The following is a 25,559-nucleotide window of genomic DNA, read 5'->3' as shown; positions in this document are numbered from 1 at the left end:
GCCCGCGCCAGACCTGTGATGGCCGCCCGACCCCGGTTGGGGAGGGGCGGCGCATCGGGTCGCAATGACCTCAGACCTCGAGCATGATGTCCTCTTCGCGCAGGCGCGATTTGGGCAGGGCGCGGTTGTAGTCGGCCTCGGTGTCGGCATAGCCGATGGGCACGACGAAGAGGCTGCCATAGCCTTTTTCGCGCAGGCCGAATTCGGCATCGAGCGCCTGGGTGTCGACGCCTTCCATCGGGGTCGCGTCAATGCCGAGCGCGGCGACGCCGAGAAGGAAATTGCCAAGGTTGAGATAGACCTGCTTGTCCATCCAATGCTGGGCATCCTTCATGTCGTGCTTGTGGATGTTCGAGAAGAGCGAGCGGCCGCCGTGCATCTGCGCCTTGAACTCTTCGGGGTTGGCGGCAAAGCGGCCGTCGGCCTCTTCTTGGGCGAGAACCTTTTGCAGGTAGTCTTCGGTCAGCTCGAGGCGGCTGGCGAAGACGATGACATGGCTCGCCTTCTTGATCGAGGGCGCGTTGAAGGGGAATTTGGTTTCGGCCGATTTGGCGACGCGGGCCTTGCCCTCTTCGGTGCTGGCGATGACGAAATACCACGGCTGGAGGTTCGTGCTCGACGGGCTGAGGCGCAGGAGGTCTCGGACCTTGGCCATGTCGGCGTCGCTGATCCGGCGATCGGGGTTGAACGCTTTGACCGTGTAACGGGCGCGGCTGTAGTCGGTGATGGTCGATGTCATGTCTTATGTCCTCGGGTCGGACGGGGCGGAGGCGCCCCGCGTGATTGGCTGCTGACGAGGTAAGACAGGAGGGAATGCGAATAAACGGGCGAAACCGGAATAGATTTTATCGAGAACGAAGAGAATGCCCCGTGAGGGGGCGTGAAACGGCGGCAGAGCAGGGAAACGGCAGGTCTGTCATTTTATGTGCAAAAAAGCGCAATACCCTGTGGCGTGACTTCTCTGTTAAACACAACGGGTTGGTGGTAGCAGGCGCCAAAGTGTTAATTGACGTAACATAATTCGTTCGACCGTCCGCGAGTGCAGGAGACGCGCATGTTAACTTCGAAATTCAAGATTGTGGCCCTGGCCTCGTTGCTGGCGATCCGGCTGGTGTTTCCTCCGGCGGATGCGGCTGCGCAGGATGCGCCGCCACCGACCCCGGTGACGGTTGTGACGCTTGAGGCCAAGGACGTGACGCTGACCTCGGAGCTGCCGGGGCGGGTCGTGGCGCTGGGGGTGGCAGAGGTGCGGCCGCAGGTGTCGGGCATCCTTGTCGAGCGGTTGTTCCAGGAGGGCGCGGAGGTCAAGGAGGGCGATCCGATGTATCGGATCGATCCGGCGATCTATGCGGCGCAGGTGCAGCGGGCCGAGGCCAGCGTGGCCCAGGCCAAGGCGGCGGTGACGGCGACGGATAAGGAAGCCGCGCGGATGACCGAGCTGGTGCGGCGCAATGTGGCCTCGGAGCAGGCGCTGGATGATGCGGTGGCGGCGCGGGACGCGGCGCAGGCGGCTTTGCTGGTGGCGGAGGCGCAGCTTCGGGCGGATGAGATCAACCTCGAACATACCACGATCACCGCGCCTCTGTCGGGGCAGGTGGGCCGGGCGTTGACCACGCAAGGGGCGCTGGTCACGGCGCAGCAGGCCGATCCGCTGGCGGTGATCCGGCAGATCGACCGGGTTTATGTCGATGTGACCGCCTCGGCGGCCGAGGTGGTGCGCCGCCGTCGCGATGCGATGAAAGAGGGCCGTGACCTGGCCGACATCGACCCGACCGTGACGCTGACGCTGGCGGATGGATCGACCTATGAGCATACCGGCACCTTGCTGGCCGCCGAGGCGCATGTCGATGCGCAGACCGGCGTGTCGGTGCTGCGGCTCGAGTTTCCCAATCCCGATCAGCTCTTGCTGCCGGGGATGTATGTGAAGGCGCATATGCCCGTGGATAAGGCGATGGGCGTGGTTCTGGTGCCGCAAGAGGGCGTGTCGCGGGACCGCCGGGGGCAGCCGACGGCGCTTGTCGCCAATGCGGAGAATGTCGTCGAAGCACGGGTGCTGACGACGCTTGGGACGCAGGGCAACACATGGATCGTCAATGACGGTCTTGCGCCGGGCGACAAGGTCATCGTGGGCGGGCTGCAGAAGATTGCAGAAGGCAGCCCGGTGGCCCCTCAAGAGCGCGCCAAGCCCGAGGCGGCAAGCGCCGAGGGTGCCACAGAAGGCGCCACTGAGGGCACCGCCGAGGGCACCGACGGGGCCGCCCCCGCCGCAGAGTGATTAGCGCGCCTGCGGGCGCCAAAAAGGATTGCATGAGTATATGGCACGCTTTTTCATCGACCGACCGATTTTCGCCTGGGTCATTTCGATCCTGCTGATGGGGGTCGGGGTCTTGTCGATCCTGATCCTGCCGGTGGCCCAATATCCAGAGATCGCGCCGCCCACGGTGCAGGTCAACGCAGTCTATCCCGGGGCTTCGGCAGAGACCGTCAACAACACGGTCACGCAGGTGATCGAAGAGCAGATGACCGGGCTGGATGGGCTGCGCTATATCAGCTCGTCCTCGACCTCGACCGGGGCCGCGAATGTCACGCTCACCTTTGAGACCGGCACCGATGCCGATATCGCGCAGGTGCAGGTGCAAAACAAGCTCAGCCAGGCCTCGACGCTGTTGCCCGAGCAGGTGCAGCGTCAGGGCGTGTCGGTGGAGAAATCCTCGGGCGGGTTCCTGATGGTGATTGCGCTGGTGTCGACCGATGGCCGTCTCGAGGCGCTCGACCTGTCGGATTACCTCGTGGCGAGCATGGTCGATGAGTTCAGCCGTCTCGAAGGGGTCGGCAATGTGCAGGTGTTCGGCGCGCAATATGCGATGCGCATCTGGCTCGACCCGGAAAAGCTCAACGCGTTCGAGCTGACCCCGGCGGATGTGGTGCAGGCGGTCTCGGAAGAGAATGCGCAGGTGTCGGCGGGTTCGTTCGGGTCGCTGCCGGCGGTGGATGGGCAGATGCTCAACGCGACGATCACCGCGCAATCGCTGCTCAGCACGCCAGAGGATTTCGAACAGATCGTGATCCGGGCCGAGACCGATGGCGGTCTGGTGCTCGTCCGAGATGTGGCGCGGGTCGAGATCGGCGCGGAGAGCTATGCCACCTCGGCGCATTACAATGGCGCGCCGACGGCGGGGATGGCGATTCAGCTCGCCACCGGGGCCAATGCTCTCGACACGTCGGAGCGGGTCAAGGAAAAGCTCGAGGATGTGTCGGCCTTCTTCCCCGATGGGGTCGAATACCGCATTCCCTATGACACCACGCCCTTTGTCGAAATCTCGATTGAATCGGTGGTGCACACGCTCTTTGAGGCGATCGGTCTCGTGTTCCTGGTGATGCTTCTGTTCCTGCAGAACCTGCGGGCGACGCTCATCCCGACGCTGGCGGTGCCGGTGGTTCTGTTGGGGACGTTCGGGATCATGGCGCTCTTTGGGTTCACCATCAACACGCTGACCATGCTGGCGATGGTTCTGGCCATCGGTCTGTTGGTCGATGACGCCATTGTGGTGGTCGAGAACGTCGAGAGGATCATGGAGGACGAGGGGCTCGGCCCCTATGAGGCCACCAAGAAATCCATGGATCAGATCACCGGCGCGCTGGTGGGGATCGCGCTCGTCCTGTCGGCGGTGTTCATTCCGATGGCCTTTTTCGGTGGCTCGACCGGGGTGATCTATCAGCAGTTCGCGATCACCGTGGTGTCGGCGATGATGCTCTCGGTGCTGGTGGCGGTGACGCTGACCCCGGCGCTCTGTGCGACGATGCTGCGCAAGCCCGAGCATGGCGCGAAAGAGCGCGGCATCTTTGGCCTGTTCAACCGCGGGTTTGACAAGCTTACCAACGGCTATGCGGGCACGGTCGGCTATGTGATCAAGCGGCCGCTGCGGGTCGGGATCCTCTATCTGATGATCGGCGGGCTGATGGCGTTTCTCTTTGTGCGCACGCCGACGGGGTTCCTGCCCGAAGAGGATCAGGGCATTCTCTTTACCATCGTGCAGGGGCCGACGGGTTCCTCGGCGGAGCAGACCGAAGAGGTGCTCAGCAAGGTGCGCAACTATTACCTTGAGCAGGAGGGCGAGCTGGTCAATTCGGTGTTCACCGTGAACGGGTTCAGCTTTGCCGGGCAGGGGCAGAACATGGGCATCGCCTTTGTCAGCCTCAAGGATTGGGACGAGCGGACCGAGCCGCAGCAGAGCGTCGGGGCGCTGGCGGGGCGGGCCTTTGGCGCGTTCTCGCAGATCCAGGAAGGGTTTGTCTTTCCCATCGTGCCGCCGGCGGTGATCGAGCTCGGCAATGTGAGCGGGTTCGATTTCTATCTGCAGGCGCGGAACGGGCAGAGCCATGAGCAGGTGATCGAGGCGCGCAATCAGCTCATCGGGATGGCGATGCAGGGCGGCAAGATCGCCTCTGTCCGGCCCAACGGGCTTGAAGATGCGGCGCAGTTCAAGCTCGACGTGGATTGGCAGGCGGCGGGGGCGATGGGTCTGTCGGCGTCGGAGGTTGGCAATCTGTTGTCGGTGGCCTGGGCCGGGCGTTATGTGAACGATTTCCTCGACCGGGGCCGGATCAAGCGGGTCTATGTGCAGGGTGATGCGCCCTATCGCATGGTGCCCGAGGATATCGAGCGCTGGCGGGTGCGCAACGCGACCGGTGGGCTGGTGCCGTTTTCCAACTTTGCCGAGGGCAGTTGGGAATACGGGGCGCAGGGGCTCTATCGCTATAACGGCATTCCGGCGGTGCAGCTGCAGGGCAGCCCGGCGCCGGGGGTGACCACCGGCGAGGCGATGGCCGAGATCGAGGCGCTGGCGGCGCAATTGCCGCCGGGCTACGAGGTGGCCTGGACCGGGCTGTCGCTCGAAGAGCGCGAGTCGGGCAGTCAGGCGGGGCTTCTCTATGCGCTGTCGCTGGCGGCGGTGTTCCTCTGTCTCGCGGCGCTTTATGAGAGCTGGTCGATCCCGGTGGCGGTGATGCTGGCGATGCCGATCGGGATCACCGGGGCGCTGATAGCGGCGTGGCTCGGAAGTTTCGAGAACGGTGTCTATCTGCAGGTGGCGCTGCTGACGGTGATCGGTCTGACCGGCAAGAACGCGATTCTCATCGTCGAGTTTGCCCGCGAGCGCATGGATGCCGGGGCGCCGCTTTACTCTGGGGTGACGGAGGCCGCGAAACAACGGTTCCGGCCGATCCTGATGACCTCAATGGCCTTCTCGCTGGGGGTGCTGCCGCTTGTTCTGTCGAGCGGGGCGGGCTCTGGGGGGCGGACGGCGATTGGGAGCGGTGTGCTCGGCGGGACCGTGTCGTCGACGATGCTCGGGGTGATCTTTGTGCCGGTGTTCTTTGTGATCATTCATCGGCTTACCAAGGGGTGGCGCAAGACGCGGCCTGGTGCGGAGACGGTCAAAAGCTAAGCGGTATTACGGCTGTAACAGGTCTGTAACCCCCCGGTCCGATGGGCCGGGGGGTTTGCGTTTGCCGTTACAAAACCATCATCCAAGTGACATGCGGGCGTAACAGAAAAGGCTCAGGAAGCCCTCGACGCAATTGGGGGCTGTTATGCTGATCGTTGAAAATCTGACCAAGAGATTCGGGCAGAGCACTGCTGTGGATGCCGCGAATTTCACCGTCGAGAAACCGGCGCTGATCGGGATCATCGGACGGTCGGGTGCGGGCAAGTCCACGCTGCTGCGGATCATGAACCGGATGACCGATACCACCGAGGGTCGCATCCTGTTCGAAGGGCGCGATGTGCTGAGCCTGACCGGCGCCGAGAAGCGCGGCTGGCAGTCCGATTGCGCGATGATCTTTCAGCAGTTCAACCTCGTGCCGCGGATGGATGTGGTGTCGAACGTGCTGCATGGCACGCTCAGCAAGCGCAGCACGCTGGCCACGATGTTCAACCTCTATCCGACCGAGGATGTGCATAAGGCCATCGATATTCTCGACCGTCTCGGCATTGCCGAGAACGCCGCCAAACGCGCCGAGGCGCTGTCGGGCGGGCAGCAACAGCGGGTCGCCATCGCGCGGGCGCTGATGCAGGACCCGAAGATCATTCTCGCCGACGAACCGATTGCCAGCCTCGACCCGATGAACGCGCAGGTCGTGATGGATGCGCTGCGCCGCATTCACGAAGAGGACGGACGTATGGTCGTCGCGAACCTTCACACGCTCGACACCGCCCGGCGCTATTGCGACCGGATCATCGGGATGCGGGCCGGGCGGATCGTGTTTGACGGCACGCCCGAGCAGCTGACCGCCGGGGTCGCGCGCGACATTTACGGTGCCGATGCGAGTTTCAACGAAGGGGCCACATCGACCGCGATCGATCAGCCCATCGCCGTTCCAGCCTAACCCTTACCTGGCGTCTCCCGGGGGTCGGGAGGCGCGAACCAACCGGAGATAGTTCACATGAAAACGCTTGTTGCCGCCATCCTGGCCAGCACCGCCCTCGTCGCACCTGCCGCGGCGGAAGAGATCAAGGAATTCCGCATCGGTATCCTCGGCGGCGAAAACGCCCAGGACCGCATGAACAGCAATGAATGCCTGCGCGAAAAGACCCAAGAGCTTCTCGGTGTCGAGACCAAGCTCTTTGCCCCGGCCGATTACAACGGTGTGATCCAAGGCCTGCTGGGTGGCACCATCGACATGGCGTGGCTCGGCGCATCGGCCTATGCCAAGGTCTATCTGAGCGATCCCGAAGCGGTCGAGCCGATCCTCGTCAAGGTCAACAATGATGGCGGCTATGGCTATTACTCGGTGGGCTTCGCCCGCAAGGATGCCGGGATTGCCTCGCTCGACGACATGAAGGGCAAGGTGTTCGGCTTCGGTGATCCCAACTCGACCTCGGGCTTCCTGATCCCGTCGATCGAGATCCCTGAGGCGACCGGGTCGACCATGACCTCGGGCGACTATTTCGGTGAAGTGAAATTCACCGGTGGCCATGAGCAGACCATCGTTGCGGTCAACAATGGCGATGTCGACGCGGGCGTGACCTGGGCCGACGGTCTGGGCGAATGGGAAGATGGCTACAACTCGGGCGCGCTGCGCAAGGCGGTTGATGCCGGTCTCGTCGACATGAACGACCTCGTGGAAATCTGGAAGTCGAAGCCGATCCCCGAGGGTCCGGTTGTTCTGCGCAGCGAGCTGCCGTCGGACGTCAAAGTCAAGATGACCGCGCTGATGGCGTCGCTCAAATCGCTCGACGAAGACTGCGCCTATGGCGTGCTGCAGGGTGAGGCCAAGGGTTTCATGCCGATCACCCATGACGCCTACAACGTGATCATCGAAGCACGCAAACTGAAGTCCAACTGATTTCAGACCACCATCTGCGGACCCTGCCCCGGCGGGGTCCGTAATTTATTGCGAGGGACGCAAGGTGCAGACATTGCTGGGTGACGGTCCACGGCCCGTCGCGGATATCCGATCCGACTATCTTGGCGCGATGCGCCGCAAACGCATTTACGGCGGCATTCTCCTGGCGCTTTTCGTGGCGCTGATGGTCGGCGGGTTTGACCTTGCCGACAGTCGCAACGCGGGCGGATTCTGGAGCGGGTTGCACCGGATTTTCGATTTCCCCGGCGAGGTTCTGGGCGAGGCGGCGGAGAAGATCGCGCTTTTGCCCGCGCATCTGGTGACCTATCTGCCGGCGCTGATCGAGACGATCAATATTGCCGCCGCCGCGACGCTTACCGGCGCGCTTTTTGCCATTCTTCTGTCGCTGCTGGCGACGCGGGGATTGGCGAAATGGCCGCGGCTCATCCCGGTGTTTCGCCGGGTCATGGACATCATGCGGGCGGTGCCCGAAATCGTCATCGCGCTGGTGCTGATCTTTGTGCTGGGCGGTGGCCCGGTGCCGGCGATGATCGCCATCGCCTTTCACACGGCTGGCGCGCTCGGCAAGCTGTTTTCCGAGGTCAACGAGAATGCCGATATCAAGCCGGTGGATGGGCTCGCGTCGGTCGGGGCGACCTGGAGCCAGCGCATGTGGCTTGGCGTGATCCCGCAGGTGAGCCCGAACTATGTGAGCTATGCGCTCTTGCGGTTCGAGATCAACATTCGCGCCTCGGCGATCCTCGGCTTTGTCGGGGCGGGGGGCATTGGCTATGAGCTCAAGAACGCGATGAGCTGGGGCCAGGGTAAATATGACGAGGCGGCGGCGATCTTCATCCTGCTGTTCCTGTCCATCGTGCTGGTCGATCAGCTGTCATCGGTGGTGCGTCACAAGCTTACAGAAGGACGCGCGGCATGAGTGTGGCGACGCTTGGCATCATGAAGACCGAAGCCGACCGCCGGTTTCAGAAGAAACGGCGCTGGGGCTTTGCCCTTCCGGCAGTGATTGTGGTCTATCTCGCCTATATCTTTGTCAGCTTTGACATGGCGGGGGTTCTCGGCCGGGCCAGCGCCGAGAACGCGCGGACACTGGTGGCGGACAGCTATAGCTACAAGACCCATGTCAGCCGTGACAATCGCAATGGCGCGGTCGAGATCGCCATCGAGGGCGAGCGCAAGGGGACCTATCCCGAGGGCATGTCGCCGGAGTGGGTGACGCTGGGCGAGACCAGTGTGATCGACCTTGGCGCGGGGCATGTGGTGAGCTTTGGTCAGGAAATCGTCAGCTATGACATTCCGGGCTATGGCACGATCACCGCGCGGCCGGGACGGCAAGGCGCGCAGGCCGAGTTTCCCCCCGGCGATCTGCCCGAGTGGATCAACGCGTCGAAAAACCGGGTGACGATCACCACCGAGGCGGGGCGGCTGACCATCACCCGCAACCGGACCGAGGTGCTGCGCTATTTCACCGGCTGGGAGCTGTTTTTCTTCACGCTCGACAGCCCGTTCCATGGCAAGGGGTTTGCCGAGCTGGTGGGGCTGGCGTTTTCCGGCGATCAGGTGGTGCCGGGACAGTCGAATATCTCGGCCATGTGGGACGGGTTCATCAACAATGCGATGTGGCGGCATGGCGAGGTCTATTGGGCGATCTTCGAGACGATCCTGATGGCGTTTCTCGGCACCTTCGGGGCGGCGATCGTGGCGCTTCCCTTGGGCTTTATGGCGGCGCGGAATTTCACCCCGCTGAAGAGCGTGCGCTTTGCCATGCGGCGGGTGTTCGATTTCCTGCGCGGGGTGGATGCGCTGATCTGGACCATCGTTCTGGCGCGGGCCTTTGGGCCGGGGCCGCTCACCGGGGCGCTGGCGATCCTGCTGACGGATACCGGCAGTTTCGGCAAGATGTTCTCGGAGGCGTTGGAGAATGTCGATAGCAAGCAGATCGAGGGCGTGCAGTCGACCGGGGCCAAGCCATTGCAGCGCTATCGCTTTGGGGTGATCCCGCAGATCACGCCGGTGCTGCTCAGCCAGGTTCTCTATTACCTCGAATCGAACACGCGGTCGGCGACGATCATCGGGGCGATCACCGGCGGTGGCATCGGCTTGCTGCTCACCCAGGCGATGATCACCCAGAAGGATTGGGAAGAGGTGAGCTATTACATCGTGCTCATCATCATGATGGTGATGGCGATGGATTGGCTGTCGGGGATGTTGCGGCGGCGGCTGATCAAGGGCGATGATGCGCCTGCGAAGAAGGCCAAAACACCGGCACCAAAGGCCGGGCCGCTGCCGGTATGAGCGGGCTTGATCCGGGCCGGCCCCGCATCGGTGCGGGGTCGGAGGTGGTGAACTCGCAGATGGGGCGGTTTGTGGCGCTCGGTCAGGGGACGCGGTTGCTCAATTCCAGCATGGGCGATTACAGCTATACCGACCGCTATGCCGATATTGCCAATAGCGAGATCGGTAAGTTCTCCAATATCGCGAGCTTTGCGCGGATCGGGCCGACCGATCATTCGCTCGACCGGGCGTCGTTGCATCACTTCATGTATCGCTCGGCGGAGTATTGGGAGGATGCGGCGGATGATGCGGCGTTCTTTGCGCATCGGGCGTCGCGGCGGGTGGTGGTCGGGCATGACACATGGATTGGCCATGGCGCGATGGTGATGCCCGAGGTGCGCATTGGCCATGGCGCGGTGGTCGCGGCGGGGGCGGTGGTGACCAAGCCTGTGGACCCCTATCAGATCGTCGCAGGCGTGCCGGCGCGGCCGGTGCGGGCGCGGCTTGCGCCGCAGCTGGCCGAGCGGTTGATCGGCTTGGGCTGGTGGGACTGGACGCATGAGGCGGTGGGCAAGGCGCTGGTGGATTTTCGGGCCTTGCCGGTGGCGGAGTTTCTCGAGAAATACGAGGGCTGAGCCGGTCAGTCGTCCGGCGAGATCGTCAGGGTGACGCGATCCCCGGCAAACCAAGTCTGACCGTATTCGACGGGCCGGTTACCTGAATCGACATTGATGCCGACGCTGCGCAGGATCGGCGCGCCTTCGGGGATGCGCAGATGGGTCGCCTGGGTGGCGGTGGCGGCCTTGGCGGTGAGCCGGGTGGAGATCCGGGTGTAGTCGTCGAGACCGGAACGGCGCAGCGCCTCGGTGACGGAATTGGTTTCCTGCAGATGGGTGAGAATGTCGGGGAAGCGGGCGGTCGGAAAGAGCGACCGGGCCAGCGCCATCGGTGCGCCATCGGCGAAAGACAGGCTTTCATAGACGGAAACAGAGGCGCCTTCGGGCAGCTGGAGCGCCTCGGCCTCGCGCGGGTCGGCGAGCCGGACCTCGATGCGCAGCGTGCGCTTGTCGGGGATTTGGCCCGCGGCCTGCAGGCTCTGGTGGAAACGGACGCGGCGGCCGAGCGGATAATCGGTCGGTTTGGCAGTGACAAAGACCCCCGAGCCGCGTTGCGAATGGGTCAACCCGGCCTCGGCCAGCGCGGCGATGGCGCGGCGCACGGTGTGGCGGTTGACGCCGAAACGGGCCGATAATTCGGCCTCTGTGGGCAGCTTGTCCCCGGGCCGGTAATGGCCGTCGGCGATCTCGCTTGTGAGGGTGGCGGTGATTGTCTTCCAGATCGGATTTCGGGCCATGGGCACTCTCGTCATTAGAATTTCACAAATCATCGCTTGCGACTCGTGGGTGAGTCGTGGCTATATTTGTCTAGTTGTATAATAACATAGACAAGTTGAAAAGGTGTCTACGCATGACGAAAAAACGTCAGACATGGATGGGCCTTTTGGCGCGGGCCCCGTCAGAGCGGGTTATCGCGCTCTGGGACGGGATCGGAAAAGCGCCGGAATTTAGCTGGGCGCGGATGCCGGAAACCGGTGGTGTCATGGTCCGGGGCCGCATGGGCGGCACCGGCGACGCGTTCAACATGGGCGAGGTCACGGTGACGCGCTGTGCGCTGCGGCTCGAGACCTGTGGCACCACGGGACATGCCTATGTGCAAGGCCGCAGCCGCCGTCATGCCGAGATCGCAGCGCTGGCCGATGCGCTGTTGCAAACCGATGAGGCGGCGACGATCGAGACCGGGTTGCTCGACCCGTTGCAGCGCGAAGAAGAGGCGCGCCGCGCCCGCCGCGCCGCCAAGGCCGCCGCGACCAAGGTCGATTTTTTCACGATGGTACGGGGAGAGGACGCATGAGCGCCGATACATTGCAAGGCGGGTTCGCCGATGCGCCGCGCGAGGCGGCGAGGGCGTTTCGCGCCTGTCTCGACGTGATGGCGCGGCCCGGCACGATTGCCGAGGTGAGCGGCGCAGTGCCGCCGGCGCCGCTGTCGATCGGGGCGGGGGTGATCCTGCTCACGCTCTGTGATCCCGATACGCCCGTCTATCTCGCCGGGCGGATGGACAGCCCCGAGATCCGCCAATGGATCAGCTTTCACGCAGGCGCGCCGATCACCGAGACGCGGGCCGAGGCGAGCTTTGCCTTTGGCACCTGGGAAGCGCTGCTGCCGCTCGCGGAGTTCCCGATTGGCAGTGCCGAATATCCCGACCGGTCGACCACGCTGGTGGTGGCGCTGGACCGGCTCGAGCCCGACATGGGCGCACGGATCAGCGGGCCGGGTATTCGCGATGTGGCGCGTCTGCCGCTGCCGGATACCGAGGCGTTTCAGGACAATCACCTGCTCTATCCTCAGGGGCTCGATTTCTTTTTCACGGCCGGGGCGCGCATCGCCGCCCTGCCGCGCAGCACGAAAGTGGAGGGCGTCTGATGTATGTCGCTGTCAAAGGGGGCGAAAAGGCCATCGACAATGCCCATGCGTGGCTTGCCGAAGAGCGCCGGGGCGACCCGCAGGTGCCCGAGCTCAGCCTTGCGCAGATCCGCGAGCAGATGGCGCTCGCGGTCAACCGGGTGATGTCCGAAGGCTCGCTCTATGATCCCGATCTCGCGGCGCTGGCGATCAAGCAATCGCGCGGCGATCTGATCGAGGCGATTTTCCTGATCCGGGCCTATCGCACGACGCTGCCCCGCTTTGGTGCGACGCGACCCATTGAGACGGGCGAGATGCGCTGTGAGCGGCGGGTGTCGGCGACGTTCAAGGATCTGCCCGGCGGGCAAATCCTCGGGCCGACGTTTGACTACACGCACCGTTTGCTCGACTTCAAACTGGCGGCAGAGGGGGAGGCCCCGCAGCCCGCCGAAGAGGCCGAGGGAAGTGCCGGGCCGGTGCCGCATGTGACCGAGTTTCTCAACCGGGACGGGCTTATCGAGAGCGAGGCACGGGACGAGGCGGTGCCGCCGGATCTCACCCGTGCGCCGCTCGAGCTGCCGGCCAATCGTGCCTTGCGGCTGCAATCGCTGACGCGGGGGGATGAGGGGTTTTTGCTCGGGCTCGCCTATTCGACGCAGCGCGGCTATGCGCGCAACCATGCCTTTGTGGGCGAGCTGCGCATCGGTGCGGTGGCCATCGAGATGGATATTCCCGAGCTCGGCTTTGCGGTCGAGATCGGCGAGATCACCGTGACCGAATGCGAGACGGTAAACCAGTTCAAGGGCTCCAAGACCGAGCCGCCGCAATTCACCCGGGGCTATGGGCTTGTCTTTGGGCAGACCGAGCGCAAGGCGATTTCCATGGCGCTTGTCGATCGGGCGCTGCGCTGGCGTGAGCTCGGCGAGGAGAACCAAGGCGCGCCGGCACAGGATGAAGAGTTCGTCCTGAGCCATGCCGACAACATCCAGGCGACCGGGTTCCTCGAACATATCAAGCTGCCGCATTACGTGGATTTCCAATCCGAGCTTGAGCTTATCCGCAAGATCCGCGCCGAGGCCGAAGCCTATCAGGCGGCGCAGAGCAAAACCCCGGAGGCCGCAGAATGACCGACTATAACTTTGCCTATCTGGATGAGCAGACCAAGCGGATGATCCGCCGTGCCATTCTCAAGGGCATGGCGATCCCGGGCTATCAGGTGCCCTTTGCCAGCCGCGAAATGCCGATGCCCTATGGTTGGGGTACGGGAGGCGTGCAGGTGTCGGCGGCGGTGCTGACGCCCGAGGATTGCTTCAAGGTGATCGATCAGGGGGCCGATGACACCACCAACGCGGTGTCGATCCGGCGCTTTTTCGAGAAGACCGCCGGGGTGGCGGTGACCGAGCGCACGGCAGAGGCGAGCGTGATCCAGACCCGGCACCGCATCCCCGAAGAGGCGCTGCGCGAGGATCAGATCATCGTCTATCAGGTGCCGATCCCCGAGCCGCTGCGCTTTCTCGAGCCGCGAGAGACGGAGACGCGCAAGATGCACAGTCTTGAGGAATATGGGCTCATGCATGTGAAGCTCTATGAGGATATCGCCCAGCACGGCAATATCGCCACCGCCTATGCCTATCCGGTCAAGGTCGAGGGGCGCTATGTGATGGACCCGTCGCCGATCCCGAAATTCGACAATCCCAAGCTCGAGATGGACGCCATTCAGCTCTTTGGGGCGGGGCGCGAACAGCGGATTTATGCGCTGCCGCCGCATACGAAAGTGGTCAGTCTCGATTTCGAGGACCACCCGTTCGACCCGTCGAAAGCCGATCATCCCTGTGCAATTTGCGGGGCCGAGGACAGCTATCTCGATGAGGTGATCACCGATGATGCGGGGGGGCGGATGTTTGTGTGTTCGGATACGGATTATTGCCGGGGGCGGGTCGAGGCCGCAGCCGGCGCAAAGGCGGAGGATGCCGCATGACGACCCCTCTTCTCTCAGTGCGAGATATCGAGAAACGCTATGGTGCGCGGATTGGCTGTACCGGGGTGGGATTTGATCTCTACCCCGGCGAGGTGATGGGCATCGTGGGCGAATCCGGGTCGGGAAAATCGACCCTTCTCAATTGCCTGGCCGGTCACCTCACGCCGGATCAGGGCGAGGTCATCTATCATGACCGGCAGGGTGTGGGGCGCGATACGGTCACCATGTCCGAGCCGGAGCGGCGGATGCTGAGCCGGACCGACTGGGCCTTTGTGCATCAGAACCCGCGCGACGGGCTTCGGATGGGGGTCAGTGCCGGGGGCAATGTGGGCGAAAGGCTCATGGCTGTAGGACATCGGCATTACGGCGGTATCCGGTCGGTGGCGACGGACTGGCTTGGCCGGGTCGAAATTGCCGATGACCGGATCGACGACCGCCCGTCGAGCTTCTCGGGCGGGATGCAGCAGCGGTTGCAGATCGCGCGCAATCTGGTGACCGGGCCGCGGCTGGTCTTTATGGACGAGCCGACCGGGGGCCTTGATGTGAGCGTGCAGGCGCGGCTCCTCGATCTGTTGCGTGGGCTGGTGCGGCAGATGGGGCTGTCGGTGATCCTCGTGACCCATGATCTCGCGGTGGTGCGGCTGCTGGCGGATCGGCTCATGGTGATGAAATCGGGCCATGTGGTCGAGACCGGGCTGACCGATCAGGTGCTCGACGATCCGCAGCACGCCTATACCCAGCTTCTTGTCTCTTCCGTATTGCAGGCCTGACCCATGATCGAGATCGACAACCTTTCCAAATCCTTCACCCTGCACAATCAGGGCGGCGCAGAAATCCCGGTGATGGCGGGCGCCAGCCTGCGTGTGGCCGCGGGGGAATGCGTGGCGCTCACCGGGGCGTCGGGGGCCGGAAAATCGACCCTAATGCGGATGATTTACGGCAATTACCTGTGCCAGTCCGGCAGCATCATCGTCGGCGGTGTCGACATCGCCCGGGCCGAGCCGCGCGAGATACTGGCGCTGCGCCGCGAGGTGCTGGGCTATGTCAGCCAGTTCCTGCGGGTGGTGCCGCGGGTGCCGACGCTCGATGTGGTGGCCGAGCCATTGCTGATCGTGGGCGAGGACGAGAGCCGGGCGCGCGAGCGGGCGGCGGAGCTGCTGGCGCGGCTCAATATCCCCGAGCGGCTCTGGTCGCTGTCGCCCACGACCTTTTCCGGCGGCGAGCAGCAGCGGGTCAATATCGCCCGGGGCTTTGCCCATGATTACCCGGCGCTGTTGCTCGATGAGCCGACGGCGAGCCTGGACGCGGCCAATCGCGAGGTGGTGATGAGCATGATCGAGGCGGCCAAGGCGCGCGGCGCGGCGATCATTGGCATTTTCCATGACGAGGCGGCGCGGGATCGGCTCTGTGATCGGGTGGTGGATGTCACCCGCTTTGTGCCGGGGCTGGCATGAGCGGGGCGGACTTGGATAAGGCCGGGCAGCTCGTCGCGGTGGTCGGTCCCTCGGGGGCGGGGAAAGACACCGTTCTCGATGCCGCCTGCCGGGCGGCGCCCTGGCTCGTCCGGGCCAAGCGGGTGATTACCCGCGACGAGGACAAGGGCGGCGAGGATCATATCGGCGTCAGTGACGAGGCGTTTGAAGCCGGTCTCGCGGCTGGGGCATTTCTCTTTCATTGGCAGGCGCATGGGCTGCGCTATGCGGTGCCGGTGAGCGTGGTTGCGGCGTTGAAAGAGGGCAAGACGGTGCTTTTCAACGGGTCGCGCGAGGCGCTGCCGGAGATCATGGAGAGCTATCCCGAGCTGCGGGTCGTGGTCATCACCACGGACCGCGAGACCCTGTCGCGCCGCCTCGAAGAGCGCGGGCGCGAGACGGCGGAAGAGATCGAAAAGCGGCTCGAACGTGGGCGAATTGCGGTGCCTGAGGGCATCCCTTTCATGGAGATCGACAACAGCGGTCGGGTGAAGGACAGTGTGGCGCAGCTTCTTGCGGCGCTGGGGCAGGTGGAGACGGCGGCATGAGGGGTTTGCGCGAATTTTCCGCCCTGTCATATGGCTGTGACACGGACCCGCTAGCGGCAACCGGCACTAAAGGACGAAAGCGATGAGCAAGACGATTTTTACGAACGCCGCGATTGTGCTGCCCGATGAGGTGATCCACGGATCGGTGACGGTCGAGGCGGGCGAGATCACCGATATTTCGAGCGGCGGCACGCAGGCCACGGGGGTGCATGATCTGGGCGGTGATTACCTGATGCCCGGCATGGTCGAGCTGCATACCGACAATCTCGAACGGCATATTCAGCCGCGTCCCAAGGTGGCCTGGCCGCATATGTCGGCGCTGATCGCCCATGATGCCGAGCTCGCCGCGGCGGGGATCACCACCGTATTCGACGCGATGCGGGTGGGCTCGATCCTGTCGGGGCAGGGGGCGGATTATGGCAAATACGCCCGGCAGCTCGCCACCGAGCTGTTGGAGATGCGCGAAAAGGATGTGCTGCGGATCAGCCATTTCCTGCATCTGCGGGCGGAAATCTGTTCCGAGACGCTGCTCGATGAGCTCGACGAGTTCGGGCCGGAGGATCGGGTGCGTATCCTGAGCCTGATGGATCACACGCCGGGGCAGCGGCAGTTTCGCGATATTTCCAAGCTCAAGGAATATGTCTGTGGCAAGCACGGGCTGTCGGATGCCGAGTTTGAACAGCATGTGGACGACCGCCGTAGCCTGAGTGCGCGGTTGGGGGCCAAGCATGAGGCCGGCGCGGTGGCGGCGGCGGCGCGGCTTGGGGCGGTGATGGCGAGCCATGACGACACCACGGCCGAGCAGGCGCGGGTGTCGGCCCGGCTTGGTGTGCGGCTGGCGGAGTTTCCGACCACGGAAGAGGCGGCGCGCGAGAGCCGGGCGCAGGGGCTGGCCACGATCATGGGCGGGCCGAACCTGGTGCGCGGCGGGTCGCATTCGGGCAATGTCGCGGCCTCGGTTCTGGCGGAAAAAGACCTGCTCGATATCGTGTCGTCGGATTATATTCCCGGCTCGCTCTTGGCGGCCGGTGTCATGCTCGGCGATCTTTGGGACGATATGGCGCGGGGGATCAAGACGGTGACGGCCAACCCGGCGCGGTGTAGCGGGCTCGACGATCGGGGCGAGGTTCGTCTGGGCGCGCGGGCGGATCTGTTGCGGATGGCGCGGATCGAGGGCACGCCGGTGGTGCGCGAAACCTGGGTGCGTGGGCGTCGGGTTTGTTAGGGCGTTTATGCTGTAACAGGGCCTGTTTTTACGGCTAACAGAAAGGCCGGTGCGGGGAAGCACCGGCCTTTCCCTTCGTAGGTCACGTGCGGGCCTAGCCGATGCGGCCCTCTTTGCGGATGGCGGCGATGGCGGTGTCGACGATGTCGGGCGAGGCGCCGACATAGGTCGTCGGATCGAGCAGCGCGTCGAGCTCTGCCTCGGTCAGCGCGCCGGAAATGGCGGCGTTGTCGAGCAGCGCCTCTTTGAAGGTGACGCCGGCCTCGATGCCCTTCATCGCGGCCTCATAGACCTCTTCATGGGCGGTCTGCTTGCCGAGCTTGTCAGCGGCGGCGAACATGATGCGTTCGGCCAGCGCATAGCCTTTGAGCAGCTTGAGATTGTTCAGCATGCTCGCTTTCTTCACCTCGAGACCGCCGAGCACGAATTTCTGATTGGCGAGCACCACCGAGAGCATCAGGCAGATTTCGGGAATGATCTTCCATTCCATCTTCCACACGGCACCGTCGCGTTCATGTTCATGCTTGGTGATGTCCGAGAGCATGTTGATGTTGGACTTGAGCGTGTTGCTCACGGTGACAGAGTTTTCGGTCACCGCCGGGTTGCGTTTGTGCGGCATGGTGGAGGAGCCGACCTGACCTTCGCCGAAGGGTTCGGCGATCTCGTCAAATTCATTATGGGCGAGCAGCAGGAGCTGATTGCCGATCTTGTTGAGCGTGGCGTTGATGCCGCCCATGACGGCGCCGAATTCGTAGAAACGGTCGCGGGCGGGCTGCCACGAGATATTGGGCGTGCCGAGGCCGAGATAGGTGTTGACCGCCTTTTCCATGTCATGCGCCTTGGAGCCGAAGGAGGCCTTGGTGCCAACCGCGCCGACGATCGAGCCGACAAAGACACGCGGCGCAATCTCGTCGAGCCGGGCCAAGTGACGGTCGATTTCCGAGAGCCAGATCGCCGCCTTGAAGCCGAAGGTGATCGGGATCGCCTGCAGCATGAGGGTGCGGCCCATCATCGGCGTGTTGCGGTGTTCTTCGCTCAGCCGCAGCAGGTGGTTGGCCATTTCGAGCAGGTCGCGGCGGATGACGTCATAGGCGTCCTTCATCTGCAGCACGAGGCCGGTGTCGATGATGTCCTGGGTGGTGACGCCGAAATGGACATATTCACCGGCGCCGTTTTCGCAGGCCTGTTCGAGGGCGCGCACCACGGGGACCAGCGGGTGTTTGGTCACAGCGAGGAGATGCAGCACGAGATCCATGTCGATGGCGTCGAATTTCGACTTGGCGGCGATTTCCTCGGCGGCGGCGGTGGGGATCATCCCGAGCTTGGCCTGTTCGAGGGCGAGCGCCGCTTCGACGTCGAGCCAGCGCTGAATGCGGGCTTCGTCGTTGAAGATGCCGCGCATCTCTTCGGTGGACCAGGAATTCTTGAGAAGGACGGAATCGAAAACGCTTGTACCCATAAGTGGTTCTCCGGTGGATAGGTGTTGGTTGGCGGGATCAGGCGGCCGCCGCGAAGGAGGCCGCGAGATCCGCGATGAGATCGTCGATATGTTCGAGCCCGGCGTGAAACCGGATCACTTGCCCGTCATGGGCGGGGTTGGGAGCCCCGGTGCCGCTGCGAAGGCCAGTCGGTTCATCATGTGCTCCCTTTGATGTCTGTGGCGGTCCCCGAGGGGCGAATTCGATTGAGGATCGATAGGGAAGCTTGATTCATTTGTAAAATTAATATTTTTACTGAACATATCAGCCAAAATGAACAGTTGAGGCCGCCGATGACACCTGATTTTCAGCTTTCGCATTTACGAACCCTGATCGCGATTGAGCAGGAGGGGAGCTTTAGTGCGGCGGCGCAGAGGTTGGGGAGGACGCAGTCGGCGGTGACGCAGCAGATGCAGAGTCTGGAGAAGATCGTCGGCACGCCGCTGTTTGTGACGCGGGGGCGGCGGCGGGAGTTGACGGAGGCGGGGCAGACCTTGCTGCGGCACAGCCATGAGATCGTATCCCTTTGTAAACAGGCGATGTCGGCCTCGGGGCTCAGCCAGAACACCGGGGTGATCAAGCTCGGCGCGCCGTTGGAAATTGCCAATGACCTGCTGCCGGAGATCATTCAGAGCTTTGTCGAGCGTTGGCCCGGGGTGCGGGTGGTGCTGGCGGTGGAGCGCAGCGGGATCTTGATGAAAATGCTGGAAGAAGGCGCGCTCGATTTAACCCTTTCGACATGGCGCTCGGGGAGCACCGAGGGGACGCGGGTGCGGATGCTCAGCGTGCATTGGATCGCGGCGAAAGGCTGGCAGCATCGACCGAATGAGCCGCTGCCGCTGGTGGTCACGGACGCGCCGAGCATGTTCCGGCGGATTGCGCTGTCGGCGCTCGATCTCGATGGCTGGACCTATTTCGAGAAGTTCACCTCGCGGACCCCGGCGGGCATCCGGTTCGGCATCGAGGCGGGGATCGGGATCACGGCGCGGACCAAGAGCGCGTTTCGCTCGGATATCGAAATTCTCGACACGAAACTCGGCCTGCCGTCGCTGCCGCATGTGTCCTATTACCTGCACAGATCGCTGCACAAGAACCGGCCCGAGGTGGAGGATCTCTATGGGATGATCCTCGAGAGGGCGGCCAAGGACGCGGCGGTAACGCCTTAGGGTCACGGCGAAATCCCCCGCCCAGCGCGCGGCGGGGCGGGGGTGGGCCCGAGGCAGGGCGGGGGCGAACCGGCGCCCTATCAGATCCAGTAGTAAGGCACCTGATAATGGTCATGGGTGCGCTGATCCCAGGCGCGGTCGGCGTACCAGTCGTTGGTGCGATCCGGGGCGCTCTGGACCTCTTCGGGGGTGATGTCGGAGACAAAACCGCCCTTGTTCGTGTCGTAGTTCAGCTTGCCCCAAGGCACCGGGCGGTGGTCTTCGCCGATGCCGAGAAAGCCGCCGAACGCCATGACAGCATAGGCGACCTTGCCGCTTTGCTTGTCGATCATCAGGTGGTCGATGGTGCCGACATTGGTGCCATCGGGGCTATAGACCTCGGTGCCGTTCACATCCGAGGACGATACGAGTGTTGCACGTGTTGTGGTGGTCATTTGATCCTCCTTTTCCTTGGTACTGGGGCAACAAATGAGCCTGCCGTGCGTTCCGTTCACAGACCCGAACCAAAGCGCGGTCGGCAGCATCTGGCCGACATGCGGTATCGCGTCGGTATTACGACGGTATCGCGACTGCACGGCGGGCGGGCCCGGGCCGTGGGCGCGAGGCGCTGCGACTCAAATGTTAACCGCAAGCTGCCAAGGAGCGAAAAAATGTCAGAGAATTCGAAAGCCACGGGAGAGGCGAATAAGGGGGCGGCCAAGACCACGGACCGGCTGCGACAGGAGATCGACGCGGGCAAGGCGGGGGACAAGCAGGGCTTTCCCGATCCGGCGGCAGCGCCTCTGGGCACCGATGCCGAGGCAGGGGGTGCGCCGCCCACAGAGGCCGAGCGGCGGATGGCCGAGGCCGAGATCGCGGAGAGACCGAATGCCGATCAAGCGCGGCCCGACCTGCGCCCGATCAGCCCCAGCGCCGAGCCTGGCCCGGGCAGCCGCCCCCTCGCCAAATTGGCGCTGGTGGTGGGGCTGGGGCTGTTGGTGATCTGGGTGCTGGTGGAGGTGATGTGAGGGGGGGAAGCAGTTGTGTGAGAAGGGATTTTTCGGGTAAACTGGGCCATCACCACGCCGAGTGAAAAACGACCGAGCAAACAATCTCCGGATGCGCAGTTGTAGCCAAGCCCGCTGAGCTCGGTTTAAACTGTAGTGCGTTCACAGAGGGATGATTATGGCGACGGAAATCAAGGTTAAAAGGCTCGACGACAAAAGCCTGTATAGTGTTTTTGCTGACGCGAGGGATGCTGGGCAAGTAGCGTTGAGCAAGGCTGAAGGCCTCTCAGGAACAGAACACCAAGTCAGGCTCCTCTTTAGCGCAGCCGTCCCTTGGGATGTAACTGAAGAAGAGCTACGAGAAGCACCGGGCGATCAATTCACGATTAATAACGCACGGATAATTTTCAGTCTGCAAACGGTCCCACCCCGAGGAAGAGAATCGAGGAGAGAAAGCGTCACCTTTGAACTTATCCGAGGTGGCGGTGAGCATCTTGTCGATACCTTTAAAATAGACCAGACTAGTCAATTATCGAGCATAAACCAGTCCGCCGAAGAAGCCATCACGAAGGCGATCTATAAGAAACTCTCACCACTGCTTCAGCCGGTCTCACCGGAAGATGGGGGGCTCGTCCCGACACTTTCAAATTTGTCCCAAGCGTTTAGCGTTACCTACCAAGGTATTACCAGAGAACTCGCGAAGGCGATTGCTGCCGTCAGTGACGAGCGCGCTAAGCAGTTAACCGAATTTGAGGAAGAACGGCGTAAGCTTCACGAAGAAGTCACGCAGGAGCGCAAGGAAGCCGCAAAGCACTCTGAAGAAGAACTCTTAAAAGCGCGTCGTGAAATTGACGAAAGCTGGGCGGAAATTGAGGCCGCTCGGAAGCAATTGGAAATCAGTAGTCACAAAGATGCACGGCGGAGACAGTTTGCAGAGCTGCAAAAGAACTTGCATGAAACACTCGGGCAGCGTGTCGTGGACTCGGGGCTCAACAAGACTCGTTGGGCGGTTTTTTGGGCAATTATGCTGGCCGGCTTCTGTGCTACCTTGCTCGCTTATATCACCATCACGAACCAGCCCGCAGATATTTCTTCGACCAGCGCTTGGCTCTTGCCTGCTATTAAGACAACTTTGCTGGCACTGACAGCCATTGGCGCTTTCTTCAGCGCTGCGGCATGGCTGCGATATTTTTATATGCGTGATATGCAATCGCAGGAGGAAACTCTCCGCTTCCGCAACGATATGGCGCGGGCATCGTGGGTAATGGATGCAGCGCTCGAAATCCGTAAGGAGCACGACGAAGCTATTCCGCCTGAGTGGATTGCGGGGGTTACAGAAGGACTATTCTCGGCCCGTAAAAAGGATACCCTCGAAGAAGGCGCGCAAGCCTTGGCAGCCCTCATGGGTATGAGCGCGTCAGCAACTATTGGTCCGAATGGCCCGACTTTCGCACTAAATAAGGGTGCCAACAAGAAGATCGCGGCTGCGGCGAAGGATGTAGAATAGATGGGAAGATGATGCGGGTGGACCTTCCGCTGGGGCACTTTTTTCCGTAAACCCTATCACCTGTTACAAAAAACACACGAACTCGCATTGCCTTCTATCGGCCTCGAGCACTTCCCCCCTCCCACACAAAAGGCCCCGCCAATGGCGGGGCCTTGCGTTTGAGCGGATCGGCTCAGTGTTTGACCGTGCCGAGATCTTGTTTGTCGGCCTCGGATTTGGCGGCTTCGGCGACGCGGGCGCCGCTTTGGCGGGCCTTGTCCTTGAGCGCGTCGGCGAAATCCTTGTCGCCGGGGGCGTTCTCGTCCAGGTCAGCCTTGGTTTCGCGGGCGACTTTCTTGGCCTCTTCGCCTGCGGCGCGGGCGACTTCGCCGAGCTTGGCCTTTTCCTCGGCGAAGATGCGTTCCGCCTCGTCCATCAGCGCGTCGCTGTGTTGGCCGAGATAGGCGTCTTCGGTGCGGCTCCGGGGAAGGGCGGCGCCGATGGCGGCCCCCACGGCGACGGCGAGCGCCCCGGCGACGAGCGGGTGTTCCTCGTAGAGGTCCGAGGCGCGTTCGCGGGTCTGGCGGGCGCGGGCCATGGCGGCGTCGCGGGCCTCGACGGCGCGTTCGCGGGCGGCGATGACCCGGTTGCGGGCCTCTTCGCTCAGCTGCTCGGTGCCTTCGGCGAGGCGTTCGCGCAGCGCCTTGGCGCGGTCGGCGGCAGAGCGGGCCGTGTCGCGCAGCCCGTCGCGGGCCGAGCCTGCGGCAGAGCTGATCCCGTCGCCGAGATCGCGGGCGCGGTCGGCTGCGGCATGGGCGGCGTCGCTGGCGGCGGTGGTGAGACCGTCGGATTGGCCCTCGGGCGCGTCGGCGCTGTGGCTGCTGCGGTCGCGAATGCCACCGGTTCCGGCAAAGCCGTGGCGCGGTGAGCCGTGCAGAGGCAGGGTCTCGGTGCGCGCCCAGCTCGGGCCAGTGTCGGCGTCATAGCCGCCGGAGGCGCCTTGGGCGGCACCCTCGCGGTCGCGTGCGCCGTAAGCGTCGTGGCGGGCGTCGCCATGGTGGCGCAGGGTCGAATAGTGGCGCACGTCGCTGTCGTGTTTGCGCGACGAGCGGTCACCGAGGATCAGCCAGGCGAGGCCGATGCCGGTGACGGCGAGCGCGGTGGGGTTGCGCTTGACCGCCTGCGAGACGGACTGGCCGATGTCGCCGGCGTGGTCGCGCAGGCCCTGGCTCAGCTGATGGGTGAGACCGTCGAGGGAAAAGCGGTGTTGCAGCTCGTCGAGCGTGCGGCTCAGGCCCTGACGTTCGCGTTCGATGTCGCGTTCGATCTCTTCGGGGCTTCGTGTGTCATTTGTCATTGTAGACCTCCATAACGGTCTGTGCGTCACGTTGAACATTCTTGGCGGTGCGGGTCGGCGCGAGGCTGCGCAGCTTGAGCTCGTTCACGCCTTTCTGGACCATGGCCCAGGCGATGAGGGCGAGCCCGACACCGACGATGAGTGCCGACCAGCCGGCGGGGATGCCGAGCTCGGTCAAGGCGGCGACGAGGGCGGCGGCGAGCACGTGGAGCGCGGCGAGGGCCACGGCCACGGCACCGACGATCAGGCCGATCGCCACGCCCGCGGTCTTGAGGTTCTCGTCGATCTCGGCGCGGGCCAAGTCGACCTCGTTGCGGACCAGCGCGCTGACATGGGCGAGGGCTTCGCTCAGCAGGTTGCCAGCGCTGGGGCCGGTGGGTTTGATGTCGGGATCATGGGTCATGAGCGCGCCCCTCCGGTTTGGCTGGCCGCGCTGCTACCTGTCGCGCTGCCCGTTTCGCTGATCGAGCCGGTGCCGCCTGCGGTGGCGGTGCCTTGGCCGAGATCGGCGCCGAAGCTGGTGGCGCGGTCGGGCGTGTCAGAGTTTTGCTCTGTGCCGTGTTGCGGATCGCGGGCCGTGGCGCGGGCAAAGCGGGTGGCGGCAAAGCCTGCGAGCGCCGCGCCGCCCAGGAAGAGCAGCGGATTGCGGCGGGCAAAGCTGTTGAGGCCGCTCACGACCTCGCCGAGATCCTTGTCGCGGATCGTGTCGGAGACATCGGCGAGCCCATCGGCCAGCTGGCTAAAGGTGCGTTCCTGCGGCGAGCCGTCGCGCAGCTCGTCGGCGGCGGTGCGCAGGGCCGAGGCCACGCCGCGCACTTCGCGGGCGGCGGTTTCCTTGGACCGGTCGGCATAGTGGGCCGCCTCGTCTTGAACGGTACGGGCCGCGCTCTGCGCGGCTTTGGTGACGTCTTCTTTCACGGCAGAGGCGGTATCGCGTGCCTTGGTCTTGAGGTCCTCGCCATCATGGGACCCGCTGCGTTGATGTGACATGGGTTAGGTCCTTTCCTGGATCAGGCAATGAAGTTGAGCAGGGCGAGCACGACGACGATCACCCCGATGAGATAGAAAATTCCGTGCATTGGTCTCTCCCCGTGCTTTTGAAACTGTGGTGTCAGGACAACGGGCGGCGGGCTTTTCTGTTCCTCTAACTTTGCTCTGAACCTTTTGGCCTGCCCATGCGTTGGGAGACTCTATCTGCGGTGAAAAACAGAAGGGGATCGGCATGTGGGAAAGCTTTCTGATCGACGATTGGCACCAGATCGTCCGGGCGGTGGTGTCGGCGGCGCTGCTCTATGGGTTCGTCATCCTGTCGGTGCGGGTGAGCGGCAAACGCTCGACCTCGCAGATGAACAATTTCGACTGGGTGGTGACGGTGGCGATCGGCTCGCTCATGGCGTCGGGGATCTTGCTCAAGGATGTGAGCCTGCTTGAGAGCATGATTGCGATTGCCACGCTGCTCGGTCTGCAGTTCCTGCTCACCTGGGCCATGCTGCGTTGGCAGCCGCTGGAGGATCTGGTGCGGGCCGATCCGCGGCTGTTGTTCCATGAGGGCGAGTTTCTCTGGGAGGCGATGCGCCGCGAGCGGGTCTGCAAGCAGGAGGTGCTCTCGGCGATCCGGGCCAATGGGATGCGCGACCTCGACGAGGTGCACTGCGTGATCCTCGAGACCAACGCCTCGCTCAGCGTGCTGCCCCGGCCCGAGGGGGACGGGGGGCGGCGCGCCTTGCAGGATGTGCACGGGATCAACATTGAGAGCTGATCC

At 63.5% G+C, this 25,559-nt stretch carries 26 protein-coding genes; 19 read left to right on the top strand and 7 right to left on the bottom strand.

Going from position 1 to position 25,559, the window contains the following annotated elements; all coding sequences use genetic code 11:
* Nucleotides 1-70 precede the first annotated feature (70 nt).
* The gene (nfsB, locus tag ISM_RS06255) at nucleotides 71-739 is read right to left on the bottom strand and encodes an oxygen-insensitive NAD(P)H nitroreductase (protein ID WP_009813285.1); all 669 of its coding nucleotides are present in this window, start codon (nucleotides 737-739) and stop codon (nucleotides 71-73) included.
* Nucleotides 740-1,054: 315 nt separating this feature from the next.
* Here nfsB and ISM_RS06250 point away from each other — a divergent pair, with 315 nt between their 5' ends.
* The 7 genes from ISM_RS06250 (at nucleotide 1,055) to ISM_RS06220 (ending at nucleotide 10,274) form a co-directional block, all read left to right on the top strand.
* Nucleotides 1,055-2,275, top strand: coding sequence for an efflux RND transporter periplasmic adaptor subunit (locus ISM_RS06250; RefSeq protein WP_009813284.1), 1,221 nt, complete (start codon nucleotides 1,055-1,057; stop codon nucleotides 2,273-2,275).
* A 40-nt stretch (nucleotides 2,276-2,315) separates the two neighbouring features.
* The gene (locus tag ISM_RS06245; protein ID WP_009813283.1) at nucleotides 2,316-5,447 is read left to right on the top strand and encodes an efflux RND transporter permease subunit; all 3,132 of its coding nucleotides are present in this window, start codon (nucleotides 2,316-2,318) and stop codon (nucleotides 5,445-5,447) included.
* Between the two features lie 145 nt (nucleotides 5,448-5,592).
* On the top strand, nucleotides 5,593-6,387 hold the full coding sequence (gene phnC, locus ISM_RS06240; protein ID WP_009813282.1) for a phosphonate ABC transporter ATP-binding protein: 795 nt from the start codon (nucleotides 5,593-5,595) through the stop codon (nucleotides 6,385-6,387).
* Between the two features lie 57 nt (nucleotides 6,388-6,444).
* The gene (phnD, locus tag ISM_RS06235) at nucleotides 6,445-7,347 is read left to right on the top strand and encodes a phosphonate ABC transporter substrate-binding protein (protein WP_009813281.1); all 903 of its coding nucleotides are present in this window, start codon (nucleotides 6,445-6,447) and stop codon (nucleotides 7,345-7,347) included.
* A gap of 64 nt (nucleotides 7,348-7,411) precedes the next feature.
* Nucleotides 7,412-8,284, top strand: coding sequence for a phosphonate ABC transporter, permease protein PhnE (gene phnE, locus ISM_RS06230; RefSeq protein WP_420806181.1), 873 nt, complete (start codon nucleotides 7,412-7,414; stop codon nucleotides 8,282-8,284).
* A complete protein-coding gene (phnE, locus tag ISM_RS06225) occupies nucleotides 8,281-9,660 on the top strand; it encodes a phosphonate ABC transporter, permease protein PhnE (protein WP_009813279.1) in 1,380 nt (459 codons plus the stop codon). The genes phnE (ISM_RS06230) and phnE (ISM_RS06225) overlap by 4 nt, the downstream gene beginning before the upstream one ends.
* On the top strand, nucleotides 9,657-10,274 hold the full coding sequence (locus ISM_RS06220; RefSeq protein ID WP_009813278.1) for an LbetaH domain-containing protein: 618 nt from the start codon (nucleotides 9,657-9,659) through the stop codon (nucleotides 10,272-10,274). Before phnE (ISM_RS06225) ends, ISM_RS06220 begins: the two co-directional genes overlap by 4 nt.
* A gap of 5 nt (nucleotides 10,275-10,279) precedes the next feature.
* Here ISM_RS06220 and phnF read toward each other — a convergent pair whose 3' ends face one another.
* Entirely contained in the window at nucleotides 10,280-10,993 is a 714-nt protein-coding gene (phnF, locus tag ISM_RS06215; RefSeq protein WP_009813277.1) for a phosphonate metabolism transcriptional regulator PhnF, read from the bottom strand.
* Nucleotides 10,994-11,106: 113 nt separating this feature from the next.
* Between phnF and phnG the strand changes: the two genes are divergently transcribed.
* From phnG to ISM_RS06175, 8 genes are all read left to right on the top strand, one after another.
* Nucleotides 11,107-11,550 (top strand): phosphonate C-P lyase system protein PhnG, encoded by a 444-nt coding sequence (gene phnG, locus ISM_RS06210; protein WP_009813276.1) that lies wholly within the window; start codon nucleotides 11,107-11,109, stop codon nucleotides 11,548-11,550.
* Nucleotides 11,547-12,122 carry a phosphonate C-P lyase system protein PhnH gene (gene phnH / locus ISM_RS06205; protein WP_009813275.1) on the top strand — a complete coding sequence of 192 codons (576 nt, stop codon included), beginning with the start codon at nucleotides 11,547-11,549 and terminating at the stop codon, nucleotides 12,120-12,122. The genes phnG and phnH overlap by 4 nt, the downstream gene beginning before the upstream one ends.
* On the top strand, nucleotides 12,122-13,228 hold the full coding sequence (locus ISM_RS06200; protein ID WP_009813274.1) for a carbon-phosphorus lyase complex subunit: 1,107 nt from the start codon (nucleotides 12,122-12,124) through the stop codon (nucleotides 13,226-13,228). Before phnH ends, ISM_RS06200 begins: the two co-directional genes overlap by 1 nt.
* Complete coding sequence (locus tag ISM_RS06195) at nucleotides 13,225-14,079, top strand: alpha-D-ribose 1-methylphosphonate 5-phosphate C-P-lyase PhnJ (RefSeq protein WP_009813273.1); 855 nt, start codon at nucleotides 13,225-13,227, stop codon at nucleotides 14,077-14,079. The genes ISM_RS06200 and ISM_RS06195 overlap by 4 nt, the downstream gene beginning before the upstream one ends.
* Complete coding sequence (phnK, locus tag ISM_RS06190; RefSeq protein ID WP_009813272.1) at nucleotides 14,076-14,849, top strand: phosphonate C-P lyase system protein PhnK; 774 nt, start codon at nucleotides 14,076-14,078, stop codon at nucleotides 14,847-14,849. The genes ISM_RS06195 and phnK overlap by 4 nt, the downstream gene beginning before the upstream one ends.
* A 3-nt stretch (nucleotides 14,850-14,852) precedes the next feature.
* Nucleotides 14,853-15,533 carry a phosphonate C-P lyase system protein PhnL gene (phnL, locus tag ISM_RS06185; protein WP_009813271.1) on the top strand — a complete coding sequence of 227 codons (681 nt, stop codon included), beginning with the start codon at nucleotides 14,853-14,855 and terminating at the stop codon, nucleotides 15,531-15,533.
* The gene (gene phnN / locus ISM_RS06180; protein ID WP_009813270.1) at nucleotides 15,530-16,099 is read left to right on the top strand and encodes a phosphonate metabolism protein/1,5-bisphosphokinase (PRPP-forming) PhnN; all 570 of its coding nucleotides are present in this window, start codon (nucleotides 15,530-15,532) and stop codon (nucleotides 16,097-16,099) included. The genes phnL and phnN overlap by 4 nt, the downstream gene beginning before the upstream one ends.
* An 82-nt stretch (nucleotides 16,100-16,181) precedes the next feature.
* On the top strand, nucleotides 16,182-17,324 hold the full coding sequence (locus ISM_RS06175) for an alpha-D-ribose 1-methylphosphonate 5-triphosphate diphosphatase (protein ID WP_009813269.1): 1,143 nt from the start codon (nucleotides 16,182-16,184) through the stop codon (nucleotides 17,322-17,324).
* A gap of 94 nt (nucleotides 17,325-17,418) precedes the next feature.
* Here the strand turns inward: ISM_RS06175 and purB are convergent, their stop codons facing one another.
* Nucleotides 17,419-18,783, bottom strand: a complete 1,365-nt coding sequence (purB, locus tag ISM_RS06170; protein WP_040617899.1) for an adenylosuccinate lyase — start codon at nucleotides 18,781-18,783, stop codon at nucleotides 17,419-17,421.
* 312 nt (nucleotides 18,784-19,095) lie between these two features.
* On the opposite strand from purB, the gene ISM_RS06165 reads away from it, so the two are divergent.
* A complete protein-coding gene (locus ISM_RS06165; RefSeq protein WP_040617898.1) occupies nucleotides 19,096-19,968 on the top strand; it encodes a LysR family transcriptional regulator in 873 nt (290 codons plus the stop codon).
* Nucleotides 19,969-20,048: 80 nt separating this feature from the next.
* On the opposite strand, the gene ISM_RS06160 is transcribed toward ISM_RS06165, so the two are convergent.
* Complete coding sequence (locus ISM_RS06160; protein WP_156783329.1) at nucleotides 20,049-20,402, bottom strand: PRC-barrel domain-containing protein; 354 nt, start codon at nucleotides 20,400-20,402, stop codon at nucleotides 20,049-20,051.
* Between the two features lie 216 nt (nucleotides 20,403-20,618).
* On the opposite strand from ISM_RS06160, the gene ISM_RS06155 reads away from it, so the two are divergent.
* Nucleotides 20,619-20,975, top strand: coding sequence for a hypothetical protein (locus ISM_RS06155; protein WP_009813264.1), 357 nt, complete (start codon nucleotides 20,619-20,621; stop codon nucleotides 20,973-20,975).
* 157 nt (nucleotides 20,976-21,132) lie between these two features.
* Nucleotides 21,133-22,461, top strand: a complete 1,329-nt coding sequence (locus ISM_RS06150) for a coiled-coil domain-containing protein (RefSeq protein WP_156783328.1) — start codon at nucleotides 21,133-21,135, stop codon at nucleotides 22,459-22,461.
* Nucleotides 22,462-22,633: 172 nt separating this feature from the next.
* Here ISM_RS06150 and ISM_RS06145 read toward each other — a convergent pair whose 3' ends face one another.
* From ISM_RS06145 to ISM_RS06135, 3 genes are read right to left on the bottom strand one after another with little or no spacing between them, the layout of a single operon-like run.
* On the bottom strand, nucleotides 22,634-23,797 hold the full coding sequence (locus ISM_RS06145; protein WP_009813262.1) for a DUF3618 domain-containing protein: 1,164 nt from the start codon (nucleotides 23,795-23,797) through the stop codon (nucleotides 22,634-22,636).
* Nucleotides 23,787-24,200, bottom strand: a complete 414-nt coding sequence (locus ISM_RS06140; RefSeq protein WP_009813261.1) for a phage holin family protein — start codon at nucleotides 24,198-24,200, stop codon at nucleotides 23,787-23,789. Before ISM_RS06140 ends, ISM_RS06145 begins: the two co-directional genes overlap by 11 nt.
* The gene (locus ISM_RS06135; protein ID WP_009813260.1) at nucleotides 24,197-24,787 is read right to left on the bottom strand and encodes a hypothetical protein; all 591 of its coding nucleotides are present in this window, start codon (nucleotides 24,785-24,787) and stop codon (nucleotides 24,197-24,199) included. Before ISM_RS06135 ends, ISM_RS06140 begins: the two co-directional genes overlap by 4 nt.
* A gap of 232 nt (nucleotides 24,788-25,019) precedes the next feature.
* On the opposite strand from ISM_RS06135, the gene ISM_RS06130 reads away from it, so the two are divergent.
* Nucleotides 25,020-25,556 carry a DUF421 domain-containing protein gene (locus tag ISM_RS06130; RefSeq protein WP_009813258.1) on the top strand — a complete coding sequence of 179 codons (537 nt, stop codon included), beginning with the start codon at nucleotides 25,020-25,022 and terminating at the stop codon, nucleotides 25,554-25,556.
* The last annotated feature ends 3 nt before the right edge of the window (nucleotides 25,557-25,559 follow it).

This window comes from Roseovarius nubinhibens ISM (genome assembly GCF_000152625.1).
Lineage (GTDB): Bacteria > Pseudomonadota > Alphaproteobacteria > Rhodobacterales > Rhodobacteraceae > Roseovarius > Roseovarius nubinhibens.
The sequence above is the reverse complement of the archived record's forward strand: the minus strand, read 5'-3'. Positions and strand labels throughout refer to the sequence as shown.